At 56.5% G+C, this 20121-nt stretch carries 19 protein-coding genes; 4 read left to right on the top strand and 15 right to left on the bottom strand.

Going from position 1 to position 20121, the window contains the following annotated elements; all coding sequences use genetic code 11:
* Window positions 1–31: 31 nt before the first annotated feature.
* Together ABRP31_RS01240 and coq7 are read left to right on the top strand one after the other, a co-directional pair.
* Window positions 32–370, top strand: coding sequence for a histidine triad nucleotide-binding protein (locus tag ABRP31_RS01240; protein WP_087268790.1), 339 nt, complete (start codon window positions 32–34; stop codon window positions 368–370).
* 123 nt (window positions 371–493) lie between these two features.
* Window positions 494–1141, top strand: coding sequence for a 2-polyprenyl-3-methyl-6-methoxy-1,4-benzoquinone monooxygenase (coq7, locus tag ABRP31_RS01235; RefSeq protein WP_087268750.1), 648 nt, complete (start codon window positions 494–496; stop codon window positions 1139–1141).
* 63 nt (window positions 1142–1204) lie between these two features.
* Here the strand turns inward: coq7 and speD are convergent, their stop codons facing one another.
* Together speD and ABRP31_RS01225 are read right to left on the bottom strand one after the other, a co-directional pair.
* Complete coding sequence (speD, locus tag ABRP31_RS01230) at window positions 1205–2005, bottom strand: adenosylmethionine decarboxylase (protein ID WP_087268748.1); 801 nt, start codon at window positions 2003–2005, stop codon at window positions 1205–1207.
* 237 nt (window positions 2006–2242) lie between these two features.
* The gene (locus ABRP31_RS01225; RefSeq protein WP_027900665.1) at window positions 2243–2665 is read right to left on the bottom strand and encodes an OsmC family protein; all 423 of its coding nucleotides are present in this window, start codon (window positions 2663–2665) and stop codon (window positions 2243–2245) included.
* A gap of 205 nt (window positions 2666–2870) precedes the next feature.
* Here ABRP31_RS01225 and crp point away from each other — a divergent pair, with 205 nt between their 5' ends.
* Window positions 2871–3515 (top strand): cAMP-activated global transcriptional regulator CRP, encoded by a 645-nt coding sequence (crp, locus tag ABRP31_RS01220; protein WP_087268745.1) that lies wholly within the window; start codon window positions 2871–2873, stop codon window positions 3513–3515.
* Window positions 3516–3579: 64 nt separating this feature from the next.
* On the opposite strand, the gene ABRP31_RS01215 is transcribed toward crp, so the two are convergent.
* Genes ABRP31_RS01215 through ABRP31_RS01200 form a run of 4 tightly spaced genes read right to left on the bottom strand, consistent with a single transcriptional unit; the run spans window position 3580 to window position 6828 of the window.
* Window positions 3580–4278: a lipoate--protein ligase family protein gene (locus ABRP31_RS01215; protein ID WP_349971113.1), complete on the bottom strand. Its 699-nt coding sequence runs from the start codon at window positions 4276–4278 to the stop codon at window positions 3580–3582.
* 42 nt (window positions 4279–4320) lie between these two features.
* Window positions 4321–5160 carry an indole-3-glycerol phosphate synthase TrpC gene (gene trpC, locus ABRP31_RS01210; RefSeq protein ID WP_349971111.1) on the bottom strand — a complete coding sequence of 280 codons (840 nt, stop codon included), beginning with the start codon at window positions 5158–5160 and terminating at the stop codon, window positions 4321–4323.
* Window positions 5157–6206 (bottom strand): anthranilate phosphoribosyltransferase, encoded by a 1050-nt coding sequence (trpD, locus tag ABRP31_RS01205; protein WP_087268787.1) that lies wholly within the window; start codon window positions 6204–6206, stop codon window positions 5157–5159. Before trpD ends, trpC begins: the two co-directional genes overlap by 4 nt.
* 22 nt (window positions 6207–6228) lie before the next feature.
* Window positions 6229–6828 (bottom strand): aminodeoxychorismate/anthranilate synthase component II, encoded by a 600-nt coding sequence (locus tag ABRP31_RS01200; protein WP_349971110.1) that lies wholly within the window; start codon window positions 6826–6828, stop codon window positions 6229–6231.
* A gap of 475 nt (window positions 6829–7303) precedes the next feature.
* Between ABRP31_RS01200 and estP the strand changes: the two genes are divergently transcribed.
* The gene (estP, locus tag ABRP31_RS01195; protein WP_349971109.1) at window positions 7304–9232 is read left to right on the top strand and encodes an esterase EstP; all 1929 of its coding nucleotides are present in this window, start codon (window positions 7304–7306) and stop codon (window positions 9230–9232) included.
* Here estP and ABRP31_RS01190 read toward each other — a convergent pair.
* The 9 genes from ABRP31_RS01190 to ABRP31_RS01150 form a co-directional block, all read right to left on the bottom strand.
* Window positions 9229–11667, bottom strand: coding sequence for a TonB-dependent siderophore receptor (locus tag ABRP31_RS01190; RefSeq protein WP_349971108.1), 2439 nt, complete (start codon window positions 11665–11667; stop codon window positions 9229–9231). The genes estP and ABRP31_RS01190 overlap by 4 nt on opposite strands.
* 111 nt (window positions 11668–11778) lie before the next feature.
* A complete protein-coding gene (locus ABRP31_RS01185) occupies window positions 11779–12723 on the bottom strand; it encodes a FecR domain-containing protein (protein WP_349971106.1) in 945 nt (314 codons plus the stop codon).
* Window positions 12724–13224: a sigma-70 family RNA polymerase sigma factor gene (locus ABRP31_RS01180; protein ID WP_087268726.1), complete on the bottom strand. Its 501-nt coding sequence runs from the start codon at window positions 13222–13224 to the stop codon at window positions 12724–12726.
* Between the two features lie 279 nt (window positions 13225–13503).
* Window positions 13504–14976, bottom strand: coding sequence for an anthranilate synthase component I (trpE, locus tag ABRP31_RS01175; protein ID WP_349971105.1), 1473 nt, complete (start codon window positions 14974–14976; stop codon window positions 13504–13506).
* 74 nt (window positions 14977–15050) lie between these two features.
* On the bottom strand, window positions 15051–15869 hold the full coding sequence (locus tag ABRP31_RS01170; RefSeq protein WP_349971104.1) for a phosphoglycolate phosphatase: 819 nt from the start codon (window positions 15867–15869) through the stop codon (window positions 15051–15053).
* Window positions 15866–16540 (bottom strand): ribulose-phosphate 3-epimerase, encoded by a 675-nt coding sequence (gene rpe, locus ABRP31_RS01165; protein WP_027900674.1) that lies wholly within the window; start codon window positions 16538–16540, stop codon window positions 15866–15868. Before rpe ends, ABRP31_RS01170 begins: the two co-directional genes overlap by 4 nt.
* A 168-nt stretch (window positions 16541–16708) precedes the next feature.
* Window positions 16709–17857: an iron-containing alcohol dehydrogenase gene (locus tag ABRP31_RS01160; protein WP_349971102.1), complete on the bottom strand. Its 1149-nt coding sequence runs from the start codon at window positions 17855–17857 to the stop codon at window positions 16709–16711.
* Between the two features lie 154 nt (window positions 17858–18011).
* Complete coding sequence (locus ABRP31_RS01155) at window positions 18012–18836, bottom strand: ABC transporter permease (RefSeq protein ID WP_087268712.1); 825 nt, start codon at window positions 18834–18836, stop codon at window positions 18012–18014.
* An 11-nt stretch (window positions 18837–18847) separates the two neighbouring features.
* Entirely contained in the window at window positions 18848–20095 is a 1248-nt protein-coding gene (locus ABRP31_RS01150; protein WP_349971100.1) for an ABC transporter permease, read from the bottom strand.
* Between the last annotated feature and the right edge of the window lie 26 nt (window positions 20096–20121).

Below are 20121 nucleotides of genomic sequence, written 5' to 3'. Positions count from 1 at the left end.
ACGTTCCATACACCACAAGGAGCAAATGGCTGTGGATACTTTGTTCACCAAGATCATTAACCGCGAGATACCGGCCAAGATCATCTACGAAGATGATCAAGTGCTGGCCTTTCACGATATTGCCCCCCAGGCACCGGTTCATTTTCTGGTCATCCCGAAAAAACCGATTCGCACCCTCAATGACCTGACAGAAGAAGACAAGGGCCTCGCCGGTCACATCCTCTTCACTGCACAACGTCTGGCCAAAGAGCTGGGCTGCGACGACGGATTTCGCGTCGTCATGAACTGCAACGAGCTGGGCGGGCAGACCGTCTATCACATTCACATGCATGTTCTGGGTCAGCGTCAGATGAACTGGCCGCCGGGTTAATCACGATATTCAAATACTTGCAGCACGGCTGGAGTCCGCCAGGGCTCTAGCCAGCTGATCCAGCTCAAGCCTCACACGGCTGATTGGGGTAGACTGGCCCCAATGGTTTTTCCGGAGGTGCCCATGGCTACCGAACGTCACTACTCCCCTATCGACCGTATCCTTTTGCAAGCCGACGCAGCGATGCGCACGCTGTTGCCGTCCAAGGGATACTCCCAACGCCCCTCGCCTGCCCTCGTTCAACCTGAAGTCAAAATGAACGATGAAGAAACCCGGCACGTAGCGGGCCTGATGCGTATCAATCATACCGGCGAAGTCTGCGCCCAAGCGCTGTATCAGGGGCAAGCGCTCACTGCCAAACTGCCTGATGTACGCGCATCCATGGAGCATGCCGCCGAGGAAGAAATCGACCATCTGGTCTGGTGCGAGCAACGTATTCATCAATTGGGCAGCCATACCAGCGTGCTCAACCCGCTGTTTTACGGGCTGTCCTTCGGCATTGGTGCCGCAGCGGGGTTGATCAGCGACAAGGTCAGCCTGGGCTTCGTTGCAGCCACTGAAGATCAGGTGTGCAAACACCTGGATGAACACCTTGAGCAAATCCCCGCCGAAGACGAAAAATCTCGCGCGATCCTCGAGCAGATGCGCGCTGACGAAGAGCACCATGCGCAAAGCGCGCTGGATGCAGGCGGCTTCCGCTTCCCTGCACCGGTCAGATTTGGCATGAGCGTGCTGGCCAAGGTCATGACCAAAAGCACTTACCGGATCTGAATCCAGTAAATTGCGAGCACAAAAAAGGCGCCCTCATCGGGCGCCTTTCTTTTGCGTGGAAAGTTAAACGGCGACGTTAACGTTGCGGCCGTAAAAGATTTCCAGCATTTCGTGTTTGACCTTGGAGGTCACCTGATCGCGCTGCACCGGGGACAGATTGCTGGTCGCATCACCGAACAGGTAGTTATCCAGTTCGAAGTTCTTGAGCAGCATCTTGGTGTGGAACAGATTTTCCTGATACACGTTAACGTCAGTCATCTGGTAACTGTCGCGCGTGTCTTCAGAAAGGTAGTTCTGGATCGAGTTGATCTCATGGTCGATGAAGTGCTTCTTGCCTTCAACGTCACGGGTAAAGCCGCGCACACGATAGTCGACCGTCACGATGTCCGATTCGAACTTGTGAATCAGATAGTTCAGCGCTTTAAGCGGTGAAATCACCCCACAGGTTGACACGTCGATGTCCACACGGAACGTCGCGATACCGTCCACCGGGTGAATTTCCGGATAGGTATGGACAGTGATGTGGCTCTTGTCGAGGTGCGCCAGAATGGTTTCCGGCAATGGGCCTGGCGACTCTTCGATCTGGCTTTCGGTAGGTGTTACCGGCTGCTCGGAAATCAGAATCGTCACACTGGCGCCTTGAGGATCGTAATCCTGGCGGGCAATGTTGAGGATGTTGGCGCCAATGATATCGACGACATCAGTCAAAATCCGCGTCAGGCGTTCTGCGTCGTACACACTATTGATGTACTCGACGTAGGCCTGCTGGTCCTGCGGGGTTTCCGCATAGCAGATGTCGTAGATGTTGAAGCTCAAGGTCTTTGTCAGGTTATTGAACCCGTGGAGCTTGAGTTTGCTTTTCACCGTTAAAAACTCTCTATATATGTGCGGCCCAGGCCACGTGATCAAGCATGCCCGTCAGTTGAGCGAAGCTCAGCTGCGTAGGACGGTTAACACCTCTTCGCGGTGGCGATTTTGGTTGTCTGTTCGGGAGCGGCCGCAAACAACCTGCGCATCCTGCTCCCTGAAAAAGGGGCGCATTATGCAGACGTCAGGAGCTGTCTGCCAGAGTGTGCGCCGCTTTTATGATAATTGGGTGTCTTAGCCCAACTCGATGATTTCGTAGTCGTGAGTAATCTCGACGCCGGCGTTGCCGAGCATGATCGAAGCCGAGCAGTATTTCTCGGCGGACAACTCGATGGCGCGCTTGACCTGAGCTTCTTTCAAGCCGCGACCCTTGACGACAAAATGTAGATGAATCTTGGTGAACACCTTCGGATCTTCAGTGGCGCGCTCGGCTTCCAGAAAAGCCTCGCAGCTTTCGACCGGCTGGCGCGACTTCTTCAGAATGCTGACCACATCGAAGTTGCTGCAACCGCCAAGGCCGATCAACACCATCTCCATAGGGCGCACGCCCAGGTTACGACCACCGCTCTCGGGCGGACCATCCATCACAACCACGTGACCACTGCCGGATTCGCCGAGGAACATGGCTTCACCAGCCCATTGAATGCGTGCTTTCATCGCCTGGGGCTCCACTGCTAAAAAGGCGGCCAGCTTAGCACAGCGACAGCCGCGCTCTGAGCACGCCTATAGATTCCATTTCACGACTAACGTGTAGGAAATTTCGGAAATGGACTCAAATGAGGTCCAAAAAGCTGGCTAAATGCAATCTGCTGCCGATAACGCTAAGAATGCCTCCGGCGATGTACTTTTTCAGGACTAAAGAATGCTAGCTATTCCCCTGTCATCCAAGACCAAGCATTTGGAAAAGTTTCTGGCTCACGCACAGCGCCGGCGCGTTTCGGCGAAGTCCAACATCATTTGTGCGGGGGATCGTTCCGAGTCCCTGTTCTACATCATCAAAGGCTCTGTCACTGTCTTGATCGAAGACGATGAAGGTCGGGAAATGATCGTTGCCTACCTTAACTCAGGCGATTTTTGCGGCGAGCTCGGGCTGTTTGAGCCTGCCGGAAAAGAAAGAGAACGTAGTGCGTGGGTACGCGCCAAGACCGAATGCGAAATCGCCGAAATCAGCTACAGCAAATTTCGTGAGATATCCCTGCTGGAACCTGAAATCCTCTACGCACTTGGCGGCCAGATGGCTGAGCGGCTTCGCAACACCACCCGCAAAGTCGGCGATCTGGCATTTCTCGATGTCACAGGCCGGGTAGCCCGCACATTGCTGGATTTGTGCAAGCAGCCGGATGCAATGACTCATCCTGATGGCATGCAGATCAAGATCACGCGTCAGGAGATCGGACGCATCGTAGGATGTTCACGTGAAATGGTGGGCCGGGTGTTAAAGGCCCTGGAAGAACAGAAGCTGGTCCACGTCAAAGGCAAGACGATGGTGGTGTTCGGAACGCGTTGAGGGGTTCTAACGCAGCAGGCATAGGACGACCCACTGTGGGAGCCGAGCTTATTCTGATTTCTCGTTAGAGGCCACGCCCCAAATCCGACAGGTCTGTCTGATAAGTGCTCTCCAACACACCCTCAACCGCAAACGCCTCGCGCAACGCGATATGGCTGTCCGCCCTCACTCGCTGGTCAAGCTCGCAGATTTCGTTGAAACGGTTAACGGCGGCGACCATTTCATGCCGTTCGTTATCGACCAGCAATGCACCGTGGGCCAGCACGACCGGCCTCAGCCCACCCTGGCTCTGGCGCCAGCGCTGGGCAGTGCCGACCATCTTGCGGCCATTGAGGTTAACGTTGAAGCGGCCATCACAGAACGCACCGTCCACCTCCCCCAACGACGCCGCGCCACCCAGTTCATTCAAGATATCCAGAATCGGCTGACACAACCGGCGGTAGGCAATTTCAATACGGTCACGATCAGGATCGCTTTTAGGCTGAGCGTAAACCAGGGCGATATTCACGGTGGCGGATGATTGCGGCACCGGCTCGCCACCGGTTTCCCGCAACAGAATCGGCCAGCCACTGTCTGCAAGCGTTTCGCTGGCCTCGACAAAGCCAGGCAGGCGACTCATACGGCGAGGCATCACCAGCGCCCGATCATTCGGGCGCCAGAGCAGCAGAGCGAAATCGGTCTCCCCGGCGCAGACCGAGGCGAGCAGATCCTGTTCGGCTTTCAGGCCAGCTTCGACGCAGATATCAATGACTGAATCAGACATGTTGATCCTCTGTAACACCTGTCGAAGCAACGCCCAAAATGATCAGTCCAGCGTAGAGCTGCGCACCGGCGGTGTGCCGCGCTCAGGGAAGAACAAGCGCTGCAATTCATCACCTGGATGTTCGGCACGCATGAAGGCTTCGCCCACCAGGAAGGAATACACATCGCTGATTTCCATCAACTCGACATCGGCACGGTTAAGAATGCCGCTTTCAGTGATGACCAGACGATCACGAGGAATACGCGGGAGCAGATCAAGCGTGGTTTCCAGGCTCACTTCGAAGGTGTGCAGGTTACGGTTGTTGACGCCGACCAATGGAGTGTCGAGGGTTTTCAAGGCGCGTTCCAGCTCGTCGCCGTCGTGCACTTCGACCAGTACATCCAGCCCGACGCTTTTCGCCACCGAGGCCAGTTCTGCCATCTTGACGTCGTCCAGAGCAGAAACGATCAACAGCACACAGTCAGCACCCAAGGCACGGGCTTCGATGATTTGATAAGGATCAATCATGAAATCCTTACGAATCACCGGCAGCTTGCACGCGGCACGCGCCTGCTGCAGATAAGCATCGGCACCCTGAAAATAATCAATATCGGTCAGCACCGAGAGGCAGGTCGCGCCGCCCTTTTCGTAGCTCTTGGCGATGTCGGCAGGTACGAAGTTCTCGCGGATCACGCCCTTGCTCGGCGATGCTTTTTTGATTTCGGCAATGACCGCCGGCTGCTTGCTCTTGGCCTGTTTAATCAGTGCGTCGGCAAAGCCTCGGACTGGATCAGCCGCCGCAGCCAGTTTTTCGACTTCAGCGAGACTGACTGCCGCACTGCGAGCCGCGACTTCCACGGCCTTGCGGGCGAGGATGTTCTCCAGAACTGTAGGCACGCTCATCCTTCATTCTCCTGCTTGAATACCGCGGTAAAGGCACCCAACTCTTCAAGCTTCTCCCGGGCCAGCCCGGTGTGAAGCGCATCGTGAGCCAACTCGACACCTTCTTTGAGCGTGTAGGCATGATCAGCAGCATAGAGGGCTGCGCCTGCATTGAGCACAATCATTTCAGCCGCTTTCTGGCCCTGTTCGGTTTTGCGGCGACCCAGCGCATCGCGGATTAGTACCAGCGAAGCCTCAGGGCCATCAACGCTCAAACCAAACAGACTCTGGCTTTTCATCCCCAAGTCTTCAGGCTGCACCCAGTATTCGGTCACTTCACCATTTTTAAGTTCAGCCACAAACGTTGGCGCGGCCAGACTGAATTCATCCAGCCCGTCCTGAGAATGGACCACCAACACATGCTTGCTACCCAGACGAAGCAGGACCTCGGCCAACGGGCGGCACAAAGCCTGACTGAATACGCCAACTACTTGGTGGCGGACACCGGCCGGATTCGTAAGCGGGCCGAGCATATTGAATAGAGTACGCAGGCCGAGATCACGACGCGGACCTGCAGCATGCTTCATCGCACCATGGTGAGCCTGGGCGAACATGAAACCGATGCCCACGCTGTCAATGCAGCGCGCCACTTGTACGGGGGTCAGGTTCAGGTAGACGCCCGCGGCTTCAAGCAGGTCGGCACTACCGCTTTTGCCAGAGACCGCACGGTTACCGTGCTTGGCAACCGTGCATCCGGCTGCGGCAACTACAAAAGAAGAGGCCGTCGAAACATTGAAGATATTTGCGCCGTCGCCGCCAGTACCCACAACGTCAACTACACCATCAAGGGTTTTCAACTCAACCTTGTCAGCCAGCTCACGCATGACGGAAACCGCACCGACGATCTCATCGATGCTCTCGCTCTTCATGCGCATACCCATCATGAAAGCGCCGATCTGCGCCTCTGTGCACTGGCCGGTCATGATGGCACGCATGACGTCGCTCATCTCGGCAGTGCTCAAATCCAGGTTATCGACAACACGCCCCAAAGCGGTCTTGATGTCCATTGGCTTAGTCATAAAAGAATCCTTAACCCTGACGGGTGCCGCCGGTTTGCTTGAGGAAGTTGGCGAACAGCTCGTGGCCCTGCTCGGTCAGAATCGATTCGGGATGGAACTGGATCCCTTCGATATTCAGCGTCTTGTGGCGCAGGCCCATGATTTCGTCCCTGGAGCCATCTTCCAGCGCAGTCCAGGCCGTCACTTCAAGGCACTCAGGCAACGTATCGAGCTTGACCACCAGCGAGTGATAACGGGTAACAGTGAGGGGGTGATTCAACCCTTCGAACACGCCGTGATCCTCATGAACCACCGGGCTTGTTTTGCCGTGCATGACCTGACGGGCACGCACCACATCACCGCCGAAAGCCTGACCGATCGACTGATGGCCCAGGCATACACCCAGAATCGGCAGTTTACCCGCGAAGTGCTTGATCACTTCCAGCGAGACGCCCGCTTCATTAGGGGTACAAGGACCGGGTGATACGACGATGCGCTCAGGCTTGAGGGCTTCGATCTCGGCGACAGTCAATTCGTCGTTGCGGATCACCTTGACGTCGGCACCCAGCTCACCGAAGTACTGCACGACGTTGTAGGTAAAGGAATCATAGTTATCGATCATCAGCAGCATTTGGCTTAAACCCATTGAATTACTGACTATTTTTTCAACCTTCAAAATCGCTGCCGATTGAGTGCCCGCTAGTTTAACGACCGGAGAGAGACCCGGAAAAGCGGCAGGGCAGAGTTTTAAAGGCGTATCAGGAGGTCCGGACAGGCCGGAAGAGAATAAGTCAGGCGCGCCAACGCCAACGGGCGTGAGCCTTGATAACACGCATCAAGAGTTTGCTGACGATCAACACAGGGGAGGTCTCGTTTCTACGTCCCGGCACATTAGCGTACCGGGGGATGGCGTGCAATATCACATCGCCTGAGCAAGATGACCGAAATCCACCTTTGGAGTCACTAAACAATCAAATTTGTAAAGCGGCGGATACACATCAACCATCAAAATCACCGTCGGGCGGTTAATGACCATTTAACCGGGCGCGCAGGGTTCAGCTAGCTACTTTTCCTTAAGCATAAAAAAACAAAAAAGGAACCTGACCATGCTCAAAACCAAACGGTTTGCGGCACTTGCCGCCTGCTTGCTGGTTTCAGCCTGCCCTGACAGTTGGGCAGCGCCTTCACCTTATTCAACCATGGTGGTGTTCGGTGATAGCTTGGCCGATGCCGGGCAATTTCCCGATGCTGATGGCCCGAGCGGAGCGACGTTACGCTTCACCAACCGCACCGGTCCCACCTATCAGGACGGAAGCGGTGAGTTTTTCGGTTTGAACTCATCGACCTTGCTGGGCCTGAAGCTCAATATTGCGCCAGGCGACCTCGCGGCATCCACATCCCCGGTCAACGCTGCGCTGGGTTTGGCGGACGGAAACAACTGGGCGGTCGGCGGTGACCGCACCGATCAGGTGTATGACGCGATCACTTCCGAATCCAGCGTCATCAATCCGGATGACGGCACGGTCCTGCGTACTCGTCCCGGTTATCTTGTCGCCAATAACTTTCAGGCAGATCCCAACGCTCTGTACTACCTGACCGGGGGCGGTAATGACTTCCTGCAGGGTCGGGTGCTGAGTCTGTCGCAATCCAGAGATGCCGCTGACCGTTTGGCCGATAGCGCTCAGGTTCTGCAACAGGCTGGCGCACGGTACATCATGGTGTGGCTGTTGCCAGACATCGGCCAGACTCCCGCGGTATCCGGCACGATCCTGGCTCCAGTCACCTCAATACTCAGCAGCGCGTTCAACGCACAGCTAATCAGCCGCCTGGCGCAGATCGATGCCGAAATCATCCCGCTGAACATTCCGCGCTTTGTGTCAGAAACTCTGGACGATCCCGCGAGATTCGGTCTGGCGGGAGATCAGAATCTGGTCGGCACTTGCTTCAATGGCGATAACTGCACCGAAAACAGCACTTACGGCCTCAACAGCGCGACGCCGGACCCAAGCAGGCTGTTGTTCAACGATGGCGTGCATCCGACAGTGACGGGGCAGCGACTGATTGCCGACTACGCTTATTCGCTACTCGCAGCCCCGTGGGAAATCTCCCTGTTACCAGAAATGGCCAGCGGCACATTACGTGCGCAACAAGATGAACTGCGCAGCCAATGGCTGGCGGATTGGGGCAATTGGCAAAGCGTTGGTGATTGGCGGGCCATTGTCGCCGCAGGGGGTCAGAAAATGGACTTTGATGCGCAGGACAACTCCGCAGAGGCGGATGGCAAAGGCTACAACATGACCTTGGGTGGCAGCTATCGGTTTGCTGAGCACTGGCGGATCGGCATGGTGGGTGGAGCTTATCGACAACAACTGAATGCCGGGGATCGGGATTCGGACTACAAACTCAATAGCTATCTGGCGACTGCCTTTGTCCAGTATCAGGCTAACCATTGGTGGGGTGATTTTGCAGCTTCAGGTGGATATCTGGATTACGAGAACGCTGAGCGCAAGTTCGCACTCGGTGTCAGTCAAGGTAATGAGAAAGGCGATACCGATGGCGATATCTGGGGAGCAAGTGCGCGGCTAGGGTTTGATATTGCTGGCGCAAGCAGTAGCTGGCATTTATCGCCCTTTATCAGTGCCGACTACGCACATGTGAGCGTGAATGGTTATTCAGAAAAGGGCACTCGCTCAACGGCGCTGACCTTTGATGACCAGACTCGCAAATCACGGCGTCTGGGCGCGGGTTTACAAGGCAAGTTTCAGGTCACCCCCACAACGCAGTTGTTCGCCGAAGTAGCCCATGAGCGGGAGTTTGAAACGGATCAACAGCAGGTGACCATCGCCTTGAACAGCCTGCCGTTCAATGACTTCACCCTTGAAGGCCACACGCCGCAGCGCAACCTGAACCGCGCCACTCTTGGCATCAGCCAGAAACTGACCCAAGACTTGAGCCTGCGGGCCGATTACAACTGGCGCAAGAATGATGACGTGACGCAGCAAGGGGTGAATCTGGCGGTGAGTCTGGACTTTTAAAACTCGTACTTGGCCGACAAAGTAAAGTTACGCGGCGCGCCATACACGCTGCGGCCACCAAATGGAGCGCTAGCCAGGCCTTCGTAGTAAACCTTGTCGAACACATTGTTGAGACTCAGTTGGGTCGAAAGATTCGGGTTGACCTGATAGCGAGTCATCAGGTCAACCAGCGTGAACGCGTCCTGCTCGACTGTAGTCGGTTGGTTCAGATAAGTACCGACGTTGTAGGTGCGTGTCTGACTATAGACCGCACCGCCAACATGCCATTTGTTCAGATCGCCCGGCAGCCGGTAGTTGGTTGAAAGCTTGAACAAGTGGCGAGGCAGGTCGGTGTCAAACAGGCGCCCCACATTGGCCGGATCGGAATCGCTCTTGTACTTGGCTTCGGTAAATGTGTAACCGGCACCCACCTGCCAATTCGGCGTGAGTGCACCATTGACCTCCAGATCAATGCCCTGGCTGCGTACTTTTCCGGAAGCCTCGTAACACGAAATGCCCGGATACGTCGGACAGGTCAGCGCAGGGTTGTCGACTTCACGCGCGCGGTTCATTTGATCGATCTGGAATACCGCAGCGCTGGCGTTCAACGTGCCGTCGAAGTATTCGCCCTTGATGCCGACCTCATAGTTCTTGCCCGTGATGGGCTCCAATATCTTGCCACTGGTGTCTTGAGAGGTTTGCGGCTGGAAGATATCCGTGTAGCTGACATACACCGAGTGGTTGGCATTGAGGTCGTAGATCAACCCGGCATAACGGGTCACATTTCGAGTGACCTTAAAGTTGGTGCTTGGGTTATTGAGGATGTCCTGGTTGTAGTCATACCAGTCAAGGCGCCCCCCAAGGATTAGCTTGAGCGGGTCGGCCAGGCTCCAGCGGGTGGTGACATAGACGCTTTTCTGTTCAATATCGGTGAGCGTGCCATAGGTGTGAGTCACACTAGGCCGAGGATTGGCGCTGGGATCCCACTGACCAAGAACGATGCCGTTCACGTTTGGCGCGTACCCTCCATTGGTTTCCTTGAGTGACTTACGCCAGCTGCTGCCCAGCACCAGCTCATGTTCGCGCCCCAGCATCTGGAAGGGACCGCTGGCAAACGCGTCATAGCTGGTCTGTTCGTATTCGGAGTTTTGCTCGACGATACGCTGCTGCCAGGTGTTGCCCACAGGTCGCAGGAACGAGGCAAGAATGTCAGAGTCAGTCCAGTTCTTGATCGCCGCCAGACGCAAGTTCCAGCCGTTATCGAAACGATGGTCCAGTTCGGTAAATACGCTTCTGGTGTCCTTGTCCCAATATTCCCAGTCGTTGCCGAAATAGGAAGAACGTGACAGATGAAGGTCGCCGCCATCAGCGTCCACCGGAATACCGCCCCAAGTGGTGTTGTTATTGTCGTTCTGATACGAGCTACCGAAGGTCAGCGTCGTATTGTCGTTAAGGTCGGCCTCGCCAATAGCGTAGAAAAGGCCCAGCTCGTTTGACTCAACATCCCGAAAACTGTTCTTGTCGTTGTAGCTGCCGACTACCCGCCCGCGCACTGTACCTTCTTCGTTAAGCGCCCCCGAGGCATCCAGTTCGGTACGGTAGTTATCCCAACTGCCGACGCTGCCACTGACGCTGACTTTGGTTTCTCGGGTGGGACGCTTTCTGACCAGATTTATCGCCGCCGACGGCGTACCGGCACCTTGCATCAAGCCCGTTGCACCACGCACGATCTCTACCCGGTCGTACATCGCCAGATCAGGTGATGGCACGAAGTCGCCGTCATAGGCCGTGGCAAGCCCGTCGTACATCAGGTTTTCTACCTGAAACCCCCGGGAATAAATCAACGGGCGCACCGCGCTGAATTTCTGCACCGTAACGCCGGGGGTGTTCTTCAGTGCATCTTCCAGGTTGACCATCGCCTGATCATCCATGCGCTGGCGGGTGATGACCGTGACCGATTGCGGCGTCTCGCGCATGGTCAAAGGTAATTTGGTTGCTGTCTGCATTGCACCGGTGCTGTAGGAACCCGAGTCCTCGGTAGTGCTGCCCAAGCCCAGACCGCGAATGCTTGTAGCCCCCAACTCCAATGCCGAACCCGTTGCAGCCGGCACCAGCACGTAACCACCATTGGCCTGACGCTGAGCTTGCAGGCCGCTGCCTGCCAAAAGCCGCGCCAACCCGTCCTCTACAGAATAAGTACCCACCAACCCCTGGGACTTCAGACCCTGAGTGTGTGCCGCGTCAAATGACAGAGTGACGTTGGCCGCAGTGGCGAACAGACTGAGCGCCGTACCCAAAGGACCGGCTGCGATCTGATAGCTGATGTTCTGGCTTTGCGCTGTGGCCTGTGCAGGCAAAAGCAGCGCCACAGGAAACGGCATCAAGGTCAGGCCATACAACGCCAAAGGTGCCATACGGGTAAATGCACTGGCTGTCTTGGGGGGCAATCGGGTCATGGATTTACATTCCGTCGGCTGGCAAATATGCGGCTCTGTTCGCCGCTTCAAGTGATTGGCCGTATGAGAATGAAAATCGGCAACCCGATCAGGTGATTTATTTACAGCGGTTCACACCGCCTCAATGCTGACCCAATAACGCGTCAGGTACTTCACCTTCACAGGCAAAGATACCCCGAGGTTTTCCAATATCGTGTCGGTGTCGTCTACGCGAAATGCACCTGACAGTCGCAAATCCGCAATGCTGTCGGCACAACGTACGAAGCCGTGGCGATACCGCGATAGTTCGGTAATGAAGTCTCCCAGACGCCACTCGATCACAGTGAGCATGCCTTGGGTCCATGCGTCCGCCCCGGGTGGCACGGGCATGGGCGTAGTGATCTTGTCACGGGTAAATCCCACGCGCTGACCCGCCTCAAGGCGAAATGGTACCGACGGATTACTACTGGCACGCACCTCTACAGCATGCTCCATCACGCTGACCTCAGAGGTCGATCCATCGCTGCGCACGCTGAAGCGAGTTCCCAAAGCGCGTACCTGCCCTTCGGAGGTATGCACCACAAAGGGTCTATTGGCAGGATCGCTCGCTGTCTGGATGAGGATTTCCCCGCGACGCAGGCGAATCAGCCGCAAACCCGGGTCATAGCTGATATCCACAGCGCTGTCGGTATTCATATTCAGGGTACTGCCATCGCTCAGGCGCAGTTCCCGGCGTTGACCCTTGCTGGTGTGGTATTGCGCCAAGGCGCCTTGTACAGCGGTTGAATCCTTGAGGGTCCAGCCCGCTGTTCCGGTGGCCAGTAGTAGCGCGAGGGTTTTGAGCACCGCCCGGCGACGGGCACGCACACCCACCAGAGTCGGTAATGCAACTTCCTGAGGCAGGCTAGAGAACTGACTTTGTAGTCTTTCGACGCGCGCCCAGGCTTGGGCATGCGCCGGGCTCGCCGCGACCCAATCGCTCCACGCCTGACGTTGTGCCGCGTTTGGTTTCGAAGAGTTGAGCTGCACATACCAAGTGGCGGCTGCTTCCAGCGTCTTGTGGTCAAGGACAACCATTCAGTCGTCCATCAGCGCGAGGCAATGGGTCATGGCTCGAATCATATGATTCTTCACCGTGGTGACCGAAACACCATGGCGCTCGGCGACAGCAACGTAGGACAAACCTTCAAGCTGCACCGCGAGAAACAATTGCCGGGTACGCTCACCTAGCCCATCCAGCATCAGATCAACCGCTGTCAGGGTTTCCAGAATCAGCAAACGTGTTTCAGGGGAAATATCCAAAGGTTCCGGGCGCATCGCCAAGGCCTCGATATAGGCCTGCTCCACTGCACGGCGGCGAAACTTGTCGATCATCAGCGCCCGGGCCACCGAGCTCAAATAAGTGCGTGGCTCACGGATCGCTTCTACATTACGTGCCGTCAGTACCCGCAGGAATGTGTCCTGGGCCAGGTCAGCGGCCTCGTTGGCACAACCCAGACGAACCCTCAACCAGCCCTTGAGCCAGCCGTTGTATTCGTTATAAAGGGAACCGAGCGCGCAATGATCCGATGCAGACATGGAAGATACGACCAGAGCAGTTAATGATAATGACTCGCATTATTCGTTAATATCTGATCGTAACGCAAGGGATGAATCCTGGGGGTGGGCCTGGATTTCTGAAGACCCACGGGAGGCGCTCTCGAATATTGGCGCGATGTCCTGGGAACGGCTTTAGCCGGGAAGACAGGGTTCATGACGACAAAAATGCTTCGTCTGAAGCCGCCTCTTCCCGGCTAAAGCCGGTCCCACGTCGCACACCATCTCCTACACAATCTTCGCCCCTTTCAATCAGAGCGATTACTGCTGCTCAGCCAACGCCACTGCGCGAAACATCGCGCGGCGTTTGTTCAGGGTTTCTTCCCATTCCAGCGCTGGCACCGAGTCAGCCACGATGCCGCCACCGGCCTGCACATGCAGCTCGCCGTTTTTGATGACAGCGGTACGAATCGCAATCGCGGTGTCCATGTTTCCGTTCCAGGCCAGATAACCCACCGCGCCACCGTAGACGCCACGCTTCACGGGTTCAAGCTCGTCGATAATTTCCATGGCGCGGATTTTCGGTGCGCCGGACAACGTGCCCGCTGGCAGAATCGCTCGCAGAGCGTCCATCGCGGTGAGGCCGCTTTTCAGTTGGCCGGTGACGTTGGAAACGATGTGCATCACGTTGGAGTAACGCTCAATGACCATTTTTTCCGTGAGCCGGACCGAACCGATTTCCGAAACACGGCCAGTGTCGTTACGGCCAAGGTCGATCAGCATCAAGTGCTCGGCGATTTCCTTGTCATCGGACAGCAGGTCTTCTTCCAGCGCCAGATCGGCTTCTTCGTTCGCACCGCGAGGGCGGGTGCCGGCAATCGGGCGAACGGTGATCAGATTGTCTTCAACCCGCACCAGAACTTCCGGTGAGCTGCCGACCACATGGAAGTCGCCGAAATTGAAGAAATACATGTAGGGCGTAGGGTTGAAGCAACGCAGCGCACGATATAGATCAATCGGCGCAGCCTTGAAGTCGATGGACATACGCTGCGACGGAACCACCTGCATGACGTCGCCCGCAAGGATGTACTCCTTGATGGTGTCGACTGCCCGTTCGTAATCATCCTGGGTGAAACTGGAGCGGAATACCGGATCAGCCGCTTGCGTACGCGTCAGGTCCAGACCGCGACGTGGCGTGATCGGCTGACGCAATTTCTCCATCAGTTCATCGAGACGTGCCAGGCCGCTTTCATAGGCATCCGGTTGCGCCGGATCGACCAGAACGATGGCGTGCATCTTGCCCGCAAGATTATCGAACACCACGACGGCATCAGACACCATCAGCAGGATGTCCGGCACGCCCAGCGGATCAGGATTCGGACATTTGCCGAGGCGTTTCTCGACATAGCGTACGCAGTCGTAACCAAAGTAACCCACCAGCCCGCCGTTGAAACGTGGCAGACCGGGAATAGTCGGCACGTTGTAGCGCGCCTTGAAGGTTTCGACGAACGCCAGTGGATCTTCGGCCTCCAGATGCTCGATCTCGACGCCATCGTGAGTGACACGAACATCGTGATCATGCACTCGCAATACGGTGCGGCACGGCAAACCGATGATCGAGTAACGGCCCCATTTCTCACCGCCCTGCACCGACTCCAGCAAATAGGAATTCGGTTGGTCGGCAAGCTTGAGGTAGATCGACAGCGGCGTGTCAAAGTCGGCCAGGGTTTCGTAGGCCAAAGGGATACGGTTGTAGCCAGCAGCAGCCAAACGCAAGAATTCTTCGCGATTCATCATCAGCCTCATCAGTGAGGGTTAGCAGTCAGGTAAGCAAACGGTGCCGGATTCAATCTCCGGCCGGATTCAAGTCAGGCGCGCCAACGCCAGCGGGCCAAGGCCTTGATGACTTTCATCCAGAGTTTGCGAGTGACCACCACGATGGAATCTCTAAGGGAGGGATCTTTGATTTCCGGCAACAGTATCCCAGCGTCCAGATCCAGGCAACCGGGAATCAGACGCCGCAGATCATCAATGACCAACGCCGGGGACTCTTCTTCAATCGGTCGACCATGGTTATAGCCGTAGCTCATGGCAACGCAGGGCACGCCAGCGGCTTTCGCCGCTTGCACATCACTGCGCGAGTCACCGACGAACAGCGACTGCGAGGCTGGAATATTGGTCATCTTCATGACAAAAAACAGCGCTGCCGGGTCAGGCTTTTTCGTCGGCATGGTGTCGCCACCAATGATCAGACGGAAAAAACGGCCTAGCTTCATCTCATCCAGCAGCGGCGCGACAAAGCGTTCCGGCTTGTTGGTGATCAGCGCCATCTCCACGCCCATCTTCTGCAGCCACTTCAGGGTTTCGCGTACGCCAGGATAGACCGCCGTGAATTCATGCTTTTCGGCATAGAAATTCATGAAGATTTCCAGTGCCTGCTCGGCCTGGGCATCATCGACGCCGCTGTGGTCCAGGTCATTGGCCAAGGCACGACGAACCAGAACAGGCGCACCGTTGCCGATCCAGTTCCGTACCTGCGCCAATCCAGCCGCAGGACGGCCCAGCTCGAGCAGCATTTTGTCCACCGCGACGGCCAGATCGGGTACCGAATCCACCAGGGTACCGTCCAGATCAAACATGATCAGCTTTGGCAGGCGCCCCGGAAACAGTTGCTCGAAGCCGCTCATGCGCGAGACAACGCCAGTTCTGCGCGCATCTTGTCGATGACTTGCTTGTAGTCGGGCGTGTTGAAAATGGCGGAGCCGGCAACAAAAGTGTCAGCACCAGCCGCCGCGATCTCACGAATGTTGTTCACGTTCACGCCGCCATCGATTTCCAGACGGATGTCCAGCCCCGAGGCATCGATCAAGGCACGCGCTTCACGCAGCTTGTTCAAGGTGCCGGGAATGAACTTCTGACCGCCAAAGCCCGGGTTGACGCTCATGAGCAGGATCATGTCGACCTTGTCCATCACGTACTCCAGCAGATTCAGTGGGGTCGCCGGGTTGAATACCAGACCCGCCTTGCAGCCGCCTTCTTTGATCAACTGCAATGAGCGATCAATGTGCTGCGTCGCTTCCGGGTGGAAAGTGATGTAACTGGCCCCCGCTTCGATGAAGTCGCCGATGATGCGATCCACCGGGCTGACCATCAGGTGCACATCAATGGGTGCCGTCACGCCATATTTACGCAAAGCCGAGCACACCATCGGACCGATGGTCAGGTTCGGTACGTAGTGGTTATCCATCACATCGAAGTGAACAATGTCGGCGCCAGCGGCCAGCACAGAGTCAACTTCCTGGCCTAGACGGGCGAAGTCGGCGGAGAGAATCGATGGAGCAATGAGGAAGGGCTGCATGACGCACCTTTTTGAGCAGAATCACGGTGGCGCGCATTGTACTCCAAGCGTTTCCGGAAAACTCCAACCCCTGTAGGCGCTGCCGAAGGCTGCGAAGGCAGCTTGTCTGACCCACGTCTATTCGCAGCCTTCGGCGGCGCCTGCAGGTTTGCATCAGTGCAGAAAGTCTCAATACGCAGCGCGATAGATCTTCTCGATATCCGCCGCCGTCAGCTTGCGTGGGTTATTGCGCATCAGGCGGTCGATCTTGCTAGCCTCTTCGGCCATCGCGGGGATCGCGTCTTCCGGCACATTAAAGCTGCGCATGCCCTTGGGGATATCCACGGCTTCGCACAAATCCGCCATGGCTTGCACGGCCTGGTTGGCCGCGTCTTCATCGCTCATATGCTCGACCCGCAACCCCATGGCTTCGGCAATGTCGCGAAAGCGCTCCACACACGCCATTTTGTTCCAGGCCATCACATACGGCAGTAACAACGCATTGCTCACACCATGTGCAATATTGAACCGTCCGCCCAACGGATAGGCCAACGCGTGCACCGCGCCCACTCCGGCATTACCAAACGCCATCCCCGCCATCAGACTGGCGGTAGCCATATGTTCACGAGCGATGAGATCAGCCGGATTGGCATACGCCTTGGGCAGCGACTTGACGATCAGCTTGATCGCCCCCAGCGCCAGCGAGTCAGTGATTAACGAGCGGTTGACTGACAGATACGACTCGATGGCATGCACCAACGCATCCACACCACTGGCAGCCGTGACACTGCGCGGGCAAGTCAGCGTCATAACCGGGCTGACCAGCGCTACGTCCGGCAGTAAGTAGTCGCTGACGATGCCCTTCTTCAGCTGCGCCAGCTTGTCAGAGAAAATCGCCACGTTGGTGACTTCCGATCCCGTGCCAGCCGTGGTCGGGATAGCGATAAGCGGCGGCCCTTTGCGCTTGACCTGATCTACACCGAACAGCTCGGCAAGCGGCCCGTCATGGCCGACGAATGCGCCAACGCCTTTGGCGATATCAATGGCACTGCCGCCGCCCAGCCCGATCAGACCGTCATGGCCACCCTGCCGGTAAGCATGGGTGCAGTCCTCAACAATGGAGATTTCAGGCTCAGGTTTGACCTGATCGAAGATGCCATATGCACGCCCGCCCAATTGCGCCAACGCAAGATCGACCGTGCCGCTCTTGACCAGAATCGCATCGGTGACGATCAGTGGGTTATTGATATTCAGGCGGGTCAGCTCAGCGGCTAGCTGCTCAATGGCAGCAGCGCCGGTGATCAGTTTATTGGCGATTTTGAATGCAGCGATACTCATCAGCTCGGCCCTTTGGAATTGTTTTGGCGAGGGAGGATGAGAAGAATAGATGAAATGACCAGAACGGCCCTGTAGGAGCTGCCGAAGGCTGCGAAATCAGTATGTCTGATACACCGCTATTCGCAGCCTTCGGCAGCTCCTACAGGGGGCATTGTTATTCCACAGCAGTACGCAGCTTCTCGCTACGCCCACGCAACCACTCCAGCACCAGCAGCAAGACCACTGAGAAACCAATCAGCAACGTCGCGGCGGCGGCGATGGTCGGGCTGAGGTTTTCCCGGATGCCGCTGAACATCTGCCTTGGCAGCGTCGCTTGCTCGGGACCAGCGAGAAACAGCGTTACAACCACTTCATCAAAGGACGTTGCGAAGGCAAACAGCGCACCGGAGATAACACCCGGCGCAATCAACGGCAATGTCACCCGACGAAACGCTGTCAGTGGCGAGGCCCCGAGGCTGGCAGCCGCCCGCACCAGGTTGTAGTTGAAGCCTTGCAACGTCGCCGACACAGTAATGATCACGAACGGCACGCCCAGCACCGCATGGACCAGAATCAACGACAGAAAGCTGTTACCCATGCCCAGCGGAGCGAAGAACAGGTAGCTCGCCACACCAATAATCACCACCGGCACCACCATCGGCGAAATCACCAAAGCCATGACCAGTGCTTTACCGGGGAAGTTGCCACGGGTCAGGCCAATCGCCGCCAGTGTGCCGAAGACCATGGCCAGCACGGTGGCAGCTGGAGCGATGAGCAGGCTGTTTTTCAGCGCACGCATCCACTCATTGGAGTTGAAGAAGTCCTGATACCAATGCAGCGAAAAGCCTTGCAGCGGGTAGACCAGAAAACTGCCGGAGTTGAACGACAAGGGAATGATCACCAGCACCGGCAACACCAGGAACAACAGAATCAGGCCGCACAGGATGCGTAGTGCGTAATACCAGACGCGTTCCAGCGGCGAAGAGTATGAACTCAACATGGTAATTCTCCTCAGCTCAAACGCAGGCGGCTGGCGCCGACCAGCCAGCTATAGATCAGATAAAGCACGATGGTCGCCAACAGCAGCAGACCGCCCAGCGCCGTAGCCATGCCCCAATTGATGCTGGTATTGGTATAGAAGGCGACAAAGTAGCTGACCATCTGGTCATTCGGGCTGCCCAGCAAAGCCGGAGTGATGTAGTAACCAATCGCCAGAATGAACACCAACAGGCAACCCGCGCCGATCCCGGCATAGGTTTGCGGGAAGTACACGCGCCAGAAACTGGCAAACGGGTTGCAACCCAGAGAGATAGCAGCACGCATATAGGTGGGCGAGATGCCTTTCATGACGCTGTAGATCGGCAGGATCATGAACGGCAGCATGATGTGCACCATCGAGATGTAAACGCCGACCCGGTTGAACACCAGCTCCAACGGTTTATCGATGATGCCCATGGCCATGAGCGCGCCATTGATCAGGCCGCTGGATTGCAACAAGACGATCCAGGCAGCGACCCGGACCAGAATCGACGTCCAGAACGGCAGCAAGACCAGAATCATCAACAGGTTGCTCTGCCGCGCAGGCAGATTGGCCAGCAAGTACGCCAGCGGGTAAGCCAGCGCCAGACAGATCAGGGTAATGACAAAGCCCATCCAGAAGGTGCGGGCGAAGATGTCCAGATAGATCGCTTGATCAGGGGTCGCAGGCGCCACTTCACCGAGGTCATCAATGCGGTGATCTACTGCAGCCAGCAAATAATAAGGGGTGACGCTACTGGTATTACGGCGGATCACCTGCCAATAGGCCGGATCCCCCCAACGCTCATCCAGTGCCTCGAGTGCATCTTTATAAGAGGCGGGTTCTTCTTTGAACGGCAGCGCACGCGCGGTGCTCGTCAGGAGGCTGCGATAGCCAGCCAGTTCCATGTTCAGACGCTTGGACAAATCGCCCAACGTCGAATTCTTGCGGGTTTGTGCCAGGTCCATGCTCAGCGCCTTGTAGACCGGCTCCGAGGGCAAACCCTTGCCGTCCCACTTGGCAACTTCGATCACGGTAGTTGGTAAAGCATTGACCACTTCCGGGTTGCCGACGCTCTTGTAGAGCAGCGCCACGATTGGCACCAGAAACACCAGCAGCAAGAAGATCACTAACGGCGCGATCAAGGCTTGAGCCTTCCAGCGGTTGACCCGCTCGGCACGAGCCAGGCGTTGCTTCAAGTTGGGGCTGGCGCCTTCAGTCAGGGGCACGGCGGTGGCCATAGCGAACTCCGAAATCTTTAAACGAG

Origin of the sequence: Pseudomonas caspiana (assembly GCF_040224095.2) — a bacterium.
In the GTDB taxonomy this organism is placed as follows: domain Bacteria; phylum Pseudomonadota; class Gammaproteobacteria; order Pseudomonadales; family Pseudomonadaceae; genus Aquipseudomonas; species Aquipseudomonas caspiana.
Note: the sequence above shows the minus strand (reverse complement) of the source record. Positions and strands in the feature narration are given on the sequence as shown.

What these genes read in the sequence shown, in the direction of transcription:
- coq7 (WP_087268750.1), top strand. Translation starts at nt 494, where the DNA reads ATGGCTACCGAACGTCACTACTCCCCTATCGACCGTATCCTTTTGCAA.
- ABRP31_RS01225 (WP_027900665.1), bottom strand. Translation starts at nt 2,665, where the DNA reads ATGAAAGCACGCATTCAATGGGCTGGTGAAGCCATGTTCCTCGGCGAA.
- crp (WP_087268745.1), top strand. Translation starts at nt 2,871, where the DNA reads ATGCTAGCTATTCCCCTGTCATCCAAGACCAAGCATTTGGAAAAGTTT.
- ABRP31_RS01215 (WP_349971113.1), bottom strand. Translation starts at nt 4,278, where the DNA reads ATGTCTGATTCAGTCATTGATATCTGCGTCGAAGCTGGCCTGAAAGCC.
- trpC (WP_349971111.1), bottom strand. Translation starts at nt 5,160, where the DNA reads ATGAGCGTGCCTACAGTTCTGGAGAACATCCTCGCCCGCAAGGCCGTG.
- trpD (WP_087268787.1), bottom strand. Translation starts at nt 6,206, where the DNA reads ATGGACATCAAGACCGCTTTGGGGCGTGTTGTCGATAACCTGGATTTG.
- ABRP31_RS01200 (WP_349971110.1), bottom strand. Translation starts at nt 6,828, where the DNA reads ATGCTGCTGATGATCGATAACTATGATTCCTTTACCTACAACGTCGTG.
- estP (WP_349971109.1), top strand. Translation starts at nt 7,304, where the DNA reads ATGCTCAAAACCAAACGGTTTGCGGCACTTGCCGCCTGCTTGCTGGTT.
- ABRP31_RS01190 (WP_349971108.1), bottom strand. Translation starts at nt 11,667, where the DNA reads ATGACCCGATTGCCCCCCAAGACAGCCAGTGCATTTACCCGTATGGCA.
- ABRP31_RS01185 (WP_349971106.1), bottom strand. Translation starts at nt 12,723, where the DNA reads ATGGTTGTCCTTGACCACAAGACGCTGGAAGCAGCCGCCACTTGGTAT.
- ABRP31_RS01180 (WP_087268726.1), bottom strand. Translation starts at nt 13,224, where the DNA reads ATGTCTGCATCGGATCATTGCGCGCTCGGTTCCCTTTATAACGAATAC.
- trpE (WP_349971105.1), bottom strand. Translation starts at nt 14,976, where the DNA reads ATGAATCGCGAAGAATTCTTGCGTTTGGCTGCTGCTGGCTACAACCGT.
- ABRP31_RS01170 (WP_349971104.1), bottom strand. Translation starts at nt 15,869, where the DNA reads ATGAGCGGCTTCGAGCAACTGTTTCCGGGGCGCCTGCCAAAGCTGATC.
- rpe (WP_027900674.1), bottom strand. Translation starts at nt 16,540, where the DNA reads ATGCAGCCCTTCCTCATTGCTCCATCGATTCTCTCCGCCGACTTCGCC.
- ABRP31_RS01160 (WP_349971102.1), bottom strand. Translation starts at nt 17,857, where the DNA reads ATGAGTATCGCTGCATTCAAAATCGCCAATAAACTGATCACCGGCGCT.
- ABRP31_RS01155 (WP_087268712.1), bottom strand. Translation starts at nt 18,836, where the DNA reads ATGTTGAGTTCATACTCTTCGCCGCTGGAACGCGTCTGGTATTACGCA.
- ABRP31_RS01150 (WP_349971100.1), bottom strand. Translation starts at nt 20,095, where the DNA reads ATGGCCACCGCCGTGCCCCTGACTGAAGGCGCCAGCCCCAACTTGAAG.